Source organism: Listeria grandensis FSL F6-0971 (assembly GCF_000525835.1).
GTDB classification, from domain to species: domain Bacteria; phylum Bacillota; class Bacilli; order Lactobacillales; family Listeriaceae; genus Listeria_A; species Listeria_A grandensis.
In genome coordinates, this window is the sequence record NZ_AODD01000014.1 from 12968 (window position 1) to 25494 (window position 12527).

Sequence of the window (12527 nt, forward strand, 5' to 3'; positions counted from 1 at the left end):
TTTTTCACCACTTTTTCATTATTTTTGGTTTTAAATAAGGTAAATACAGAAGAATCGTGTTAGAATAGTTTATGTGTATAATGAGTTAGTATAGCACGGATTTTTCATTTTTACTTAATGATGTGATTAAAAAAAAATAGAGATAATGGAATAATTAGGAGGAAACGGCATGTTTGTTTGGTATTTGGTCGGCTTTGTAGTGATCGTGGTCGTGATTTTTGCAGCCGGGTACATAATGAAGAAAAAGCATTATCAGCGCATTAACGCGTTGGAGGAGCAAAAAATAGAATTGATGGAGCGTCCAGTGATCGACGAGCTTACGAAGGTGAAGAAGTTGAAGCTTACAGGACAAACGGAGGATCTATTTGAATCGTGGCGTGATTCGTGGGATGAGATTGCGACGAAATTATTTCCGAATTTAGAAGAATATATTTTAGGCGCGGAGCAACATACGGATCGGTATCAGTTCCGTCAAGCCACGCAGGTAGAAAATCAGGTGGAGCAGGTGATTCATGAAATCGATACGCAGATGAAGCAAATTTTGCGTGGATTGAAGGAATTAATTGCTAGTGAGGAACGCAATGCGCAAGATATCAGGTTGGCAAAAGATAAGTTTACGACGTTGCGACGCGATGTGCTTAGCAATGGTTATAAACTTGGTGATGCGCTACATGATGTCGAAGGCCAGCTTGATACGATTGCGGAGAACTTGAACCGCTTTGATATGCTGACCGATCAAGGGGATTACTTGGAAGCGCGTGAAACCGTCTTGAATGTACAGCACGATTTGGAGAAGTTGGCAGTACAATTGGAGAAGATTCCTGGGTTGTTGCGGGAAAGTGATATTATTTTGCCGGATGAAATGGGGAAATTGCAGGCTGGCTATGATGAAATGGTGCAGCAAGGCTATTATTTAGAGCAATTGCAGCTTGCGGCTGAGCTGGAACGGATGCGCGGTCGTGTCTCCGATTTGAAAGGGAAGATCGTTGCAGGAGAATTAGAAGCCGTCGAAAATGGTGTCGCGGAACTGCATACGGAGATTAACCTGTTTTATGATACACTGGAGCACGAGGTGGAGGCACGTCATTTTGTGAAGGAAAACCGCATTGTTGTGGAGGCGAAGTTAGAGAAGCAGATCGATGTTTCGGATGCGCTAGCGGAGCAAATCAAAGAAGTGAAGCAGACATATCACGTGTCTGAGGATGAGCTCGCAACTTATTTGAAAGTGGCGAGTCAGCTGGAAACGCAAAAAGAGCAGTTGGCAACCTTAACAGAACGCCTATCAGAGGTTAAAATTGCGTATTCAGCAGCGGAAGATACGTTGAAGGAAATGGATGCGATCGTGTCCAGTGTGGCATTGGAGCAAGATACATTTGCAGAAGAATTACGTTCGCTCAGAAAAGATGAGTTAGAGGCGCGTGAAGATGCGGATCGGATGCGTCGGGCCATTCTAAACTTAAGCCGTAGATTAGATCGTGAGCGCCTTCCTGGTAAGCCAGAGGAGTATACTGCGTTGTGTGACCATATGGAACAGTCGATTACGAAGCTGGAAGAAAAACTAGAAGAGAAGCCGCTGAACATGAAGGCTGTGAGTCATGAATGGCGTGTGGCACAGGAAGATTTAGATCATTTGACAGAGAAGGCGGATGAAATGATTGAGAATGCGCATTTAGTGGAACAAGTGATTCAGTATGCCAATCGCTACCGGTTGCAGACACCCGACCTTGCGATAGCACTGCGCAAAGCAGAAGATCATTTCTATGATGATTATCAATATAAGAAAGCACTAGAAATCGCGGTGACAGCTTTGGAAAAAGTGGAACCGAGCGCTTTCAAAAAGATTGAAAAGGCGTATGAAATGAAGATAAATGTGGATGAAGTCGAGGAATAGGGAGGTCGTCCCAAGCTCGTAAGAATCTTCGGTTTGCCTGAGTTACGTCGGGAAGCCGAAGATTTTTTATTATTTATTGGGCGAAGTTTGTTTTTATATGATAAAATGTTTAAATGAGATTAGATTCATGGGGGCTTTGGAATGATTTATTTGGATAATAGTGCGACGACAAAGCCGCTAGATGCTTGTATGGAGACGTATACGAAAGTAGCGACGAATTATTTTGCGAATCCGTCTTCGCTGCATCGGTATGGGGTGAAAGTGAACGAATTGCATGAACAAGCACGGACGCTCGTGGCAGGAATGCTTGGCGTACTGCCGGAAGAGGTTATTTTTACATCTGGTGGAACAGAAGGCAATAATATGGCGATTAAGGGCGTTGCGGGATTCTATTCTAATAGAGGAAAACATATTATTACGACGGCAATTGAGCATCCATCGGTTCAAAATACGATGGGTTATTTGGAAACACAAGGCTTTGAGGTGACTCGGCTTCCGGTGAATGCATCAGGGGTTATCTCTCTCGATGACTTGAAAAATGCATTACGGGAAGATACGATTTTAGTCTCAGTTATGCATGTAAACAACGAAGTAGGCTCGGTTCAACCCATTTCGGAAATTGCGGAAATCCTTGACGTGCGTCCGAAAACCTTTTTTCATGTGGATCATGTGCAAGGTTTGACGAAGGTAGCGCTTGATTTTACTGGCGTTGACTTGGTAACGATTTCTGGGCATAAAGTGCATGCTTTGAAGGGAACTGGGGTTTTAATTAAGAAGAAATCTGTTTCGTTAATGCCATTGCTTGATGGCGGTGGACAAGAGTTTGGGTTGCGTAGCGGGACGGAAAATACGGCGGGCGCGGTGGCTTTTGCGAAAGCGTTACGAATTGGATTGGAAGATCAAAAAGCACATGCTATCGATCTGTTGGTGATACGTAATTATTTGTTGGGGGCACTGGATGAGATGCCAGAAGTGTCCATTCATACAGATAAAAATCAGGCGGCGCCACATATTTGCTGTTTTTCAGTTGTTGGGCATCGAGGCGAAATTTTAGTGCATGCGCTCGCAGAATATGAGATTTATGTATCGACGACGAGTGCGTGTTCATCGCGCGCCAAGCTTGCTAGCAGTACATTAAAGGCAATGCATGTAACGGATGCAGAAGCTGTAGGTGCGGTTCGTGTGAGCTTGTCTTATCAGAATACGATGGCAGAGGCAGAGCGCTTTATAGAAGTAGTACAAGTGATAATTAAAAATTTGAATGAAGTGGTGAAATGATGAAATATGATCGTATAGTCGTTCGGTACGGCGAATTATCAACAAAAGGTCGAAATCGAAAACAATTTATAAAAAAAATTAGCGCATAATGTGAAGCGTGCTATTGGTGATTTTCCAGAGGTAAAGGTGTTCGGCGAGCGAGATCGGATGTATTTACTTCTCAATGGTGCGGATGATCAGGTGATTCTTGAGCGATTGCGTCCGATTTTCGGGATTCAGTCGTTTAGTCCAGCGGTTCGTGTGCCACAGGACTTGGAAGAGATGAAGCAAGCGGGGCTTTCTTTGGTGCGCGCTATGCATGAAGCAGGTGGAAGTTTCAAGGTGAATGCCAGACGTGCGGACCGGTCGTTTGAACTGGATACGAATGGGATTAATCATGAGCTTGGTGGCTACATTTTGCAGAATATAGATGATTTGCATGTCAATGTGAAAAAACCAGACGTGAAGTTACTTGTGGACGTTCGAAGTGAAGGCGTGTTCTTGTCGTGTCAGACAATTCAGGGTGCTGGTGGTCTGCCGGTGGGTTCTTCTGGTCGCGCAATGTTGATGCTTTCTGGCGGGATTGATAGCCCAGTTGCGGGTTATTTGGCGATGAAGCGAGGCGTGGAGATAGAGGCTGTGCATTTCCATAGCCCACCATATACGAGTGAACGCGCCCGTCAAAAAGCGGTAGATTTAGCTGGAAAACTGGCGAAGTATAGTGGACAGGTGAAGATGCATGTTGTGCCTTTTACTGCGATTCAAGAAATGATTAAAAAGCAGATTCCAGAGGGCTTCACCATGACCGTGACGCGTCGCATGATGTTGCGAGTTACAGATGAATTGCGCAAACGCCATGAGGGGCTAGCGATTGTGAATGGCGAGAGTTTAGGTCAGGTAGCAAGCCAGACGCTAGAGAGTATGCTCGCAATCAATGCGGTGACAGGGACACCGATTATCCGTCCAGTCGTTTCGATGGATAAAAATGAGATTATCGAGATTGCCCAAGCGATTGACACGTATGATATTTCTGTACAGCCGTTCGAGGATTGTTGCACGATTTTCACACCACCTTCTCCCAAAACGCGACCCAAGCTCGAAAAAGTAGAGCGTTATGAAAGCTTTATTGATTTTGAGGCGATGGTACAAGAAGCCGTGAATATGACGGAAACATTCTCCGTGGAAGTCGCTGATTTGAATAAAGTACAAGATGAGTTTTCAGACCTATTTTAAAAGGGAGACGATGCCGGTGATGGTGTCGTTTTTTTTATTTGGTTTAGAACAGTATTGTTGGTATGTAGCTTATCAGGAGCCTCTCTTACGTGAAAGTGTCACCTCTTTATTTTTCTGATAATTCAGATTGTAAAAGGGTAGTTCAAAAATGAAAATGGGTAAACAAGTGATGGCGTTATCACTCCTAGCTAGATTGACCAGCTCACCTGCTGAGAATTTACTATAACAATAGTAGCGACAGAAAAATAAACGACGATTTTAGGAACTGCTACACCTGATTCAACGGTCGCTGTACATGCATCTTACCAAGGGATAACTGCTACGGTAATGGCGATAGAAAATGAGCAATGGACAACCACACGGTTCTGCTACTATCTTTGTAAGATCTAATTTATGATCGTTTTGTCTCAAGCGGTCATTATGAGAAATTTAGAATTTGGATTTATCATCGTTATTTTTGTGAGTCGGATTAAATTGTAGATAAAGATATGTGCCAAGTCAATACTAGATGAATTCTTCTTACTTAATGTATGTGAAAAAAATTTGCATAAAAAATAGTGATAATATACAATAATATTGTATAAAACAGTTTTATAATTTATAAAAAACCATTTGACATTATAAATATACAAGTTTATAATAAGCTTTATCATAAAAAATAAGAAGGGTGGGAAAATAATGAAAGTTTCGATTATTGGAGCAACAGGTTATGGAGGACTCGAATTACTCCGATTGTTACATCAACATCCGCAAGTGGAGATCGCATCTTTGCATAGTTTCTCCGCCCAGACGGACGATATATCGCGATTTTATCCGCATTTACATACGGTGTATCATCACGAATTAGTCGAGATTGACGCGCTTAAAATTGCGGAGGAAAGTGAAGCTGTTTTTCTAGCAACGCCAAGTGGGGTCGCGAAGGAAGCTGCACAGCCGTTTATTGATGTTGGGATGAAGGTTATTGATCTGTCGGGGGATTTCCGATTGTCGAAGGAAAAATATGAGAAGTGGTACAACAAGGATGCGGCGCCGATTGCTTACTTGAATCAGGCGGAATATGGTTTAGCGGAATGGCGGGAGAATCTAGATACGACGTTTATTTCGAACCCAGGGTGTTATGCGACGGCGACATTGCTTGGTTTGGCGCCACTTGTGATGCATGGTTTGATCGAGCCGGGTTCGATTATTGTAGATGCGAAATCTGGTATATCTGGGGCGGGCAAGACGCCGGGCGCGAATACGCATTTTCCGGAGACGAATGAGAATATGACGCTGTATCGAATGAATCAGCATCAGCACATTCCGGAGATTATTAGGCAGTTGCGTGTGTGGGATGCAAGCATCGATGCGATTACATTTTCGACGTCGCTGATTCCGGTGACGCGAGGCATTTTTGCCACGATATATGTGAAGGCGAACGTGGAAACATCGACGGAGGCACTTTTGGCGTTGTACCGTGAGAGTTATGATGGGAAACCGTTTGTGCGAGTGCAAGAAAAAGATGTGTATCCGACGCTGAAGCAAGTGACAGCATCGAATTTCTGCGATATTGGACTTTGTTATAATGCGCGAACAAATATGATTACGATTGTGGTTGTGATTGATAATTTGGTCAAAGGGGCCGCGGGACAAGCGATTCAAAATTTGAATTTGATGGCTGGTTTTGATGAAACGGCGGGGCTTGATTTTATACCGGTTTATCCTTAAGGGGGAAGAAAGATGGAGAAGGTTTTGGAGAAAGAGGGCTGGATCACGATAGAAAATGGCACGATTGCGACACCGCTTGGTTTTTTTGCGGACGGTAAACATTGTGGTCTGAAGCGCAAAAAGAAGGATATTGGTGTGATTTTTTCGGAAGTTCCAGCTGCGGCTGCGGCGGTTTATACAATGAATCAAATGCAAGCTGCGCCGATTTTTGTAACGAAGGATAGCTTGGCGGTGGATCAAACGTTGCAGGCAATCGTTGTCAATAGCGGTGTTGCCAATGCGTGTACGGGGAAACAGGGCTTGGATGATGGCTTTGCAATGCGGGCAATCACGGCCAAACATTTAGGAATTGCGGAATCAAGTGTTGCGATTGCATCAACAGGCGTGATTGGTGACTACTTACCAATGGAAAAAGTGACAGCGGGGATCGAGTCGCTACAGGTGAATGTTGGTGGAAGCAGTGATTTCCATGAAGCAATTTTAACAACGGATACGGTGCAAAAAGAACTGACATTACAGAGTGAAATCGGCGGGAAAACGATTACCATTTCGGGTGTAGCGAAAGGTTCAGGGATGATTCATCCAAACATGGCGACGATGCTCTCGTTCATTACGACAGACGCGGCAGTTTCAGCTGAACTATTGCAAAAATTGCTAAAACAAAAAGTAGATCAAACCTTCAATCAAATAACGGTGGATGGAGATACATCGACAAACGATATGGTTGTTGTGATGGCGAATGGTTGTGCTGGAAATGCATCATTTTCTGAAGGTACGCCAGAATTTGCTGTATTTACCAAGATGTTCTATGCTGTTTGTCAACATTTAGCGAAAAGCATTGCACGTGATGGCGAGGGTGCGACAAAGCTAATCGAAGCGCAAGTCAAGGGCGCCACTTCAAAAGTAGACGCTAGGATGATCGCTAAACAGATTGTGTCATCAAGCCTCGTGAAAACTGCGATGTTCGGTGAGGATGCCAACTGGGGCCGGATTATTTGCGCCATTGGCTACAGCGGTGGCCGTTTTTCACCAGATAATATTACGATTAAAATCGGCGAGATTGCTATTTTAGAAAAAAGTGAGACAGCGGCGTACGATCCAGAAATACTTGCCGCCTATCTGCAAAAAGAAACTATTTTAATCGAGGTTAATTTGCATAGCGGGATAGAAGAAGGAACCGCTTGGGGATGCGATTTGAGCTATGATTACGTCAAAATAAATGCATGTTATCGGACGTGAAATAAAGGGGCGTGAATGGGATGAATGAAACTGTTGTTGTGAAAATAGGTGGCGTCGCGGGAAGTCACCTTGATGAAAGTTTTTTCAAGCAAATCAAAACGTGGCAAGCGAACGGGAAACAAGTGGTTCTTGTGCATGGAGGCGGTGCTCAGATCAGTAAAATGATGGAGGCGCTAGGCATCCCTGTGGAAACGAAGGACGGCTTGCGAGTTACAACGAAAGAAACGCTCGCTGTGACGAAGATGGTCTTAATCGGTCAAGTACAGCCAGAAATCGTAACTGCGCTAGAAAAAGAAGCAATTACGGCAGTAGGGTTGCATGCGGGGGATGCAGGTTTGATGCAGGCGAAACAATTGGCAGACGGGGAACTAGGTTTTGTCGGTGAGATCACACATGTTAAAACCAAGTTAATCAAAGGTCTGATAGAACAGCAAATTGTTCCAGTTATTGCACCGCTTGGCTTAACGACCACAGCAGAATGGTTGAATGTGAACGCTGATGTAGCAGCATGTGCAGTGGCTACTGCTCTCCAAGCAGAAACGCTCATTTTGCTAACGGATGTTGCCGGTGTGCTTGATGCGGGAGAGGTTATGGCGCATATCGATACGGCGGAATTAGAAGGTTTATTCGCGAAAGAAATTATCACAGGCGGAATGATTCCAAAACTCGAAAGCGCCAAACACGCAGTTTTACAAGGCGTTGGTCAAGTCGTCATTACCAACGAAATCACAGCACAAGGAACAATAATAAAGGATGGAGTGAAAATAGGATGAGTGATTTATTCCCAACATATGCAAAATTTCCAATCGAAATCGTAGAAGGCAAAGGTACGATTGTCAAAGATTCGAATGGCAAGGAATATCTGGATTTCACATCGGGCATTGCTGTTTGTAATTTAGGGCATTGTCATGAAACTGTATTAGCCGCTGCCCAGAAGCAACTCGGCCAAATTTGGCATACCTCTAATCTGTTTGAAAGCAGTATTCAAGAACAAGTCGCAACGAAATTAACGGCGGGTGAGGAGCGGGTCGTATTTTTCTGTAATAGTGGTGCTGAAGCTAACGAAGCTGCGCTAAAACTCGCTAAAAAACATACAGGATGCGATGAAATTATCACATTTAAACAGTCTTTTCATGGTCGAACCATCGCCACAATGACAGCAACTGGTCAAAGCAAAATTCACGATGGCTTCGGCGCACTCCTTCCAGGATTTACATACTTACCATACAATGATTTGGAAGCACTCGAAAAGACGATTTCTGCACAAACGGCAGCGGTCATGCTTGAAGTTATTCAAGGGGAAGGTGGCGTCCTGCTAGCTACGAAGGAATTTTTAATTGGAGCCTCCAATCTGTGTCAGAAGTACGGTGCTTTGTTGATTATCGATGAAGTACAAACTGGGATGGGGCGCACTGGCACGCGTTTCGCATTTGAACAGGTGGGAATCAAACCAGACATTTTCACACTGGCAAAAGGACTAGGAAATGGTTTGCCGGTGGGTGCAATGATTGGAAAAGCAGAACTTGCAGCAACATTTGGACCAGGAAGCCATGGCTCCACATTTGGTGGTAATAAAATCGCGATGGTAGCAGCAGACGCGGTCATTGATATCATTTTTGATGAAGCGTTTCTGGAAGATGTGACTGAAAAAGGTGCCTATTTCCAACAATTACTCACGGAAAAACTAGCGGCTAACGTTGTCGCGATTCGCGGAGCGGGCTTGATGCTTGGAATAGAGCTTGATATGGAGGCGAAGGACGTAGTGAGCGCGCTACAAGAACTAGGACTGCTCACATTAACAGCTGGACCGAATGTATTACGAATAGTACCGCCACTGACTGTCACGAAACAAGAACTCGAGCAGGCGGCGAATTGGATCGAATCAGTGCTTATAAAACAGGAAGTGGGGATGAAATAATGATAGAGTATGAAGAAACGACTAAAGGAAAAGATATGTTGAGTCTGCTGGAATGGAGCAATGAAGAAATCACAGAATTAGTACAGTTAGCGCTTGCGATTAAGACAAATCCAACGCATTATAGCCACGCGTTGAGCGGTCAAATTTTAGGCATGATTTTTGATAAGTCCTCTACGCGGACGAGGGTTTCCTTTGAAGCAGGTATTTTACAGTTAGGTGGGCAGGCGATCGTGATGTCTTCCAAAGAGCTACAAATCGGGCGGGGCGAGCCAATAAAGGATACGGCGCATGTCCTTAGCGAATATATTAACGCCGTGATGATTCGGACGTTTAGCCACGAAGGTGTAGAGGAACTTGCCGAACACGCATCGATTCCAATCATTAATGGGCTGACAGATCTGCACCACCCTTGCCAAGCGCTAGCTGATTTATTAACGATTTTTGAAGTGAAAAATACATTTGAAGGCGTAAAACTTGCGTATATCGGAGATGGAAATAATGTTTGCCATTCTCTACTATTAGCTGCTGCAATGGTTGGCTTAGATATTTCTTGCGCGATGCCAGAGGGTTATGAGCCAGATGGAAACGTTTTGAAGGAAGCACAACAAATCGCCTTAAAAACGGGCGCTAAAATCGACATGACAACGGATCCAGTACTTGCAGTGACCAATGCTGATTTTGTATATACAGATGTCTGGACAAGTATGGGGCAAGAGGAAGAAAATGCAAAACGTCTTGCTGATTTCAACGGTTACGCTGTGACAAGTGAACTCGTAGCACACGCAAAATCTGACTATCATTTCCTACATTGTCTACCAGCACACCGCGAAGAAGAAGTGGACGCGGCTGTTATTGACGGTAAACAATCTCTTGTGTACCAACAAGCTGGCAACAGACTGCACGCACAAAAAGCATTATTAGTAATGATTTTAGGATAAATATTGAAATCCAATACACGATTGAAGCGTGTGTTGGATTTTTTAATATTTGACAGTGCTTACATAGAACGTTAGAATGGTATTATATGGAGATTGTAAATAGGAAGCGAGGTAGATCAGATGAAGAATAGAGTGGTATCTTGCGCTGTTTGTGGAAAATCATTTACAGAAATTGAGGGACTATTCTTAAAAGACATGGATGAGGAGCTACAAGGTATCATTTTAAAGCAAAATTTCCATTTATCAGCGAGCTCATTTATATGTTTTCGTGATTTATTAGAATTTCGGCTCCATTTTATTAGTGATATTGCTCAGAATGACACACGAGAAAACGAAGCCATCAATAAAAAAATAATACAGAGCATTAAAGATGGTGAAACCTTATCAGAGGATGTGGATAATGCTTTCACGTCACATCTTTCTATAGGTCAAAAAATAGCAGATACTATTGCCAAATTTGGTGGGAGTTGGGGATTTATCCTTTGCTTTATGGGAATCTTAGCCTTATGGATTATCATGAATTCGATTGCGCTGTTCACGAAACCCTTTGATCCCTATCCATTCATCCTGCTTAATTTAGTATTGTCCTGTTTGGCTGCGATTCAAGCGCCGGTTATTATGATGAGCCAAAATCGTCAAGAAGCAAGAGACAGAGCCCAATCCGAAAGCGATTATAAAATTAACTTAAAGTCCGAAATTGAAATCCGTTTGCTTCATGAGAAGTTAGATCATGTTTTAAATGAACAATGGCAACATCTTATTGAAGTTCAACGCTTGCAAATCGATGCCCTCAATGAATTGCAAAAGCAGGTTGAAAATCTACATTTCAAAAAAATGAAATAATATTTTAATTTGGTAGATAACTGTCTACTAACTGCTGTTGAAATGTGAATAATTAGGAAGGGAGGATGGATTAAAATGGAGCGGATGACAGCGATTTTTAAACGCTTCCAAGTACACACAAATTATTCTACCATTTTGAATGAAATTGGAAGTATCAGACTCAAAGTACAAGATGACAAGATACCTAGATTTATTCATACGATAAATACGGAAACAGACTGTCGGGCAGTGCTTAGCCCATCGGCAGAATATGTAGAAATAACAAAGATATAAGACGATAATCTCGGGAACTGCTAAATATACTAGCAGTCTCGAGATTATTTTTTGTTAGGTGCATCTGCTATTATTTTAGAGGCAATGTATGCAATTTATATAAACTGATAATTATGTTGTTAACGTCAAATTAATGTAATAATTGAGTGCTATGATATTACTGTAGTTAGGAGTAGTTAATCCTTCTATAATAAATAGAAAGTAGGAGATTTTATGCATATGAAAAAAATTGTTGGGCTCTCCGTGACTGTAGTTTTTGGACTTTCTTCTATTATTGGTGTAAATTTGGTGAATACGGGGCATGTAGGTTTGGAAAATGGTTTAGGCGTAGTCCAAGCCAAAGCAGCGGGTATTAGTGGTGCTGTAAAAATAAATGGAGCTAGTTACAAATGGGGTGAAACATCTTGGGGAAAGAACAGAGGCATGACTTTTAACCCTGGAAACCACGTGTATCAATTTTCACCTAATCCTCATAATGATCCTTGGTATAATAAAAATCAAACAAAATTCTATAAATCAGCCGCGTCTCAAATCGAAAAACAAGGTAATGAAGGTAAGTGGACTCAGAATTCGTGACCAATCCAGGTAAAAGTTAACATTAACGGAATTGACTACACATTAGCACCTAGATGATTAAACTTCTTCTTTTTTTAGAGAAAGTGATTCCCGAAACGGCACATGTATGATAGGATTAGCAGTGAACGGAATTAGAATATTGGAGTGATGAAAAATGGAGATAAAAGTTAAATACGCAACAGATCAAGAGGCACGATTAAATAAGTTAGAACAAGGCGATTGGATTGATTTATATGCGAACGAAGAGGTTCACTTAGCGTCAGGCGAATATAAACTAATCGATTTAGGGCTCGCAATGGAATTACCTAAAGGATACGAAGCGCATGTTGTACCTCGTTCCAGTACATATAAACATTTTGGAATTATCCAGTCCAATAGCATGGGTGTTATCGACGAGAGCTATTGCGGCGAGAATGACTTCTGGAAGTTTCCAGCTATCGCGATGCGTGATACGGTGATTGAAAAAGGAGACAGGATTTGTCAATTTAGAATTATGGAGAAAATGCCAGAAGTAACGATTACCGAAGTAAGTAGTCTTGGCAATGCTGATCGCGGTGGGTTTGGTTCGACGGGTACAAAATAATATATCTAGGTTGCAGACCAAAATGTATGGCACTGTCTACCTTTAGTATATACTCAAAAAGGAGCCCGT

General features: G+C 42.7%; 11 protein-coding genes and 1 pseudogene. All 12 read left to right on the forward strand.

Translation table 11 applies throughout. The features are described from left to right. The first annotated feature begins 169 nt into the window (after positions 1-169). The 12 genes and pseudogenes from PGRAN_RS09280 (at position 170) to PGRAN_RS09335 (ending at position 12458) form a co-directional block, all read left to right on the forward strand. Positions 170-1891, forward strand: coding sequence for a septation ring formation regulator EzrA (locus tag PGRAN_RS09280; protein WP_036066682.1), 1722 nt, complete (start codon positions 170-172; stop codon positions 1889-1891). Between the two features lie 141 nt (positions 1892-2032). Continuing rightward, the gene (locus PGRAN_RS09285) at positions 2033-3169 is read left to right on the forward strand and encodes a cysteine desulfurase family protein (protein ID WP_036066684.1); all 1137 of its coding nucleotides are present in this window, start codon (positions 2033-2035) and stop codon (positions 3167-3169) included. Continuing rightward, positions 3169-4381 (forward strand): annotated as a pseudogene (gene thiI, locus PGRAN_RS09290) (tRNA uracil 4-sulfurtransferase ThiI). The gene PGRAN_RS09285 and the pseudogene thiI overlap by 1 nt, the downstream one beginning before the upstream one ends. 678 nt (positions 4382-5059) lie before the next feature. Then, positions 5060-6088, forward strand: a complete 1029-nt coding sequence (gene argC, locus PGRAN_RS09295; protein WP_036066686.1) for an N-acetyl-gamma-glutamyl-phosphate reductase — start codon at positions 5060-5062, stop codon at positions 6086-6088. Between the two features lie 12 nt (positions 6089-6100). Then, positions 6101-7327 carry a bifunctional ornithine acetyltransferase/N-acetylglutamate synthase gene (gene argJ / locus PGRAN_RS09300; protein ID WP_051998559.1) on the forward strand — a complete coding sequence of 409 codons (1227 nt, stop codon included), beginning with the start codon at positions 6101-6103 and terminating at the stop codon, positions 7325-7327. A 20-nt stretch (positions 7328-7347) separates the two neighbouring features. Further along, positions 7348-8100: an acetylglutamate kinase gene (argB, locus tag PGRAN_RS09305; protein ID WP_036066688.1), complete on the forward strand. Its 753-nt coding sequence runs from the start codon at positions 7348-7350 to the stop codon at positions 8098-8100. Then, positions 8097-9245: an acetylornithine transaminase gene (locus PGRAN_RS09310; protein WP_036066689.1), complete on the forward strand. Its 1149-nt coding sequence runs from the start codon at positions 8097-8099 to the stop codon at positions 9243-9245. The genes argB and PGRAN_RS09310 overlap by 4 nt, the downstream gene beginning before the upstream one ends. Then, the gene (gene argF, locus PGRAN_RS09315) at positions 9245-10183 is read left to right on the forward strand and encodes an ornithine carbamoyltransferase (RefSeq protein WP_036066691.1); all 939 of its coding nucleotides are present in this window, start codon (positions 9245-9247) and stop codon (positions 10181-10183) included. Before PGRAN_RS09310 ends, argF begins: the two co-directional genes overlap by 1 nt. A 120-nt stretch (positions 10184-10303) precedes the next feature. Then, the gene (locus PGRAN_RS09320; protein WP_036066693.1) at positions 10304-11026 is read left to right on the forward strand and encodes a DUF1003 domain-containing protein; all 723 of its coding nucleotides are present in this window, start codon (positions 10304-10306) and stop codon (positions 11024-11026) included. A 75-nt stretch (positions 11027-11101) separates the two neighbouring features. After that, positions 11102-11299, forward strand: coding sequence for a hypothetical protein (locus PGRAN_RS09325; RefSeq protein WP_036066695.1), 198 nt, complete (start codon positions 11102-11104; stop codon positions 11297-11299). A 219-nt stretch (positions 11300-11518) separates the two neighbouring features. Further along, the gene (locus PGRAN_RS09330) at positions 11519-11875 is read left to right on the forward strand and encodes a hypothetical protein (RefSeq protein WP_051998560.1); all 357 of its coding nucleotides are present in this window, start codon (positions 11519-11521) and stop codon (positions 11873-11875) included. A 154-nt stretch (positions 11876-12029) separates the two neighbouring features. Beyond that, on the forward strand, positions 12030-12458 hold the full coding sequence (locus tag PGRAN_RS09335; protein WP_036066696.1) for a dUTP diphosphatase: 429 nt from the start codon (positions 12030-12032) through the stop codon (positions 12456-12458). Positions 12459-12527: the final 69 nt, after the last annotated feature.

Excerpts from the sequence above, each read along its gene's own strand:
- PGRAN_RS09280 (WP_036066682.1), top strand. The coding sequence starts at position 170 with ATGTTTGTTTGGTATTTGGTCGGCTTTGTAGTGATCGTGGTCGTGATT.
- PGRAN_RS09285 (WP_036066684.1), top strand. The coding sequence starts at position 2,033 with ATGATTTATTTGGATAATAGTGCGACGACAAAGCCGCTAGATGCTTGT.
- argC (WP_036066686.1), top strand. The coding sequence starts at position 5,060 with ATGAAAGTTTCGATTATTGGAGCAACAGGTTATGGAGGACTCGAATTA.
- argJ (WP_051998559.1), top strand. The coding sequence starts at position 6,101 with ATGGAGAAGGTTTTGGAGAAAGAGGGCTGGATCACGATAGAAAATGGC.
- argB (WP_036066688.1), top strand. The coding sequence starts at position 7,348 with ATGAATGAAACTGTTGTTGTGAAAATAGGTGGCGTCGCGGGAAGTCAC.
- PGRAN_RS09310 (WP_036066689.1), top strand. The coding sequence starts at position 8,097 with ATGAGTGATTTATTCCCAACATATGCAAAATTTCCAATCGAAATCGTA.
- argF (WP_036066691.1), top strand. The coding sequence starts at position 9,245 with ATGATAGAGTATGAAGAAACGACTAAAGGAAAAGATATGTTGAGTCTG.
- PGRAN_RS09320 (WP_036066693.1), top strand. The coding sequence starts at position 10,304 with ATGAAGAATAGAGTGGTATCTTGCGCTGTTTGTGGAAAATCATTTACA.
- PGRAN_RS09325 (WP_036066695.1), top strand. The coding sequence starts at position 11,102 with ATGGAGCGGATGACAGCGATTTTTAAACGCTTCCAAGTACACACAAAT.
- PGRAN_RS09330 (WP_051998560.1), top strand. The coding sequence starts at position 11,519 with ATGAAAAAAATTGTTGGGCTCTCCGTGACTGTAGTTTTTGGACTTTCT.
- PGRAN_RS09335 (WP_036066696.1), top strand. The coding sequence starts at position 12,030 with ATGGAGATAAAAGTTAAATACGCAACAGATCAAGAGGCACGATTAAAT.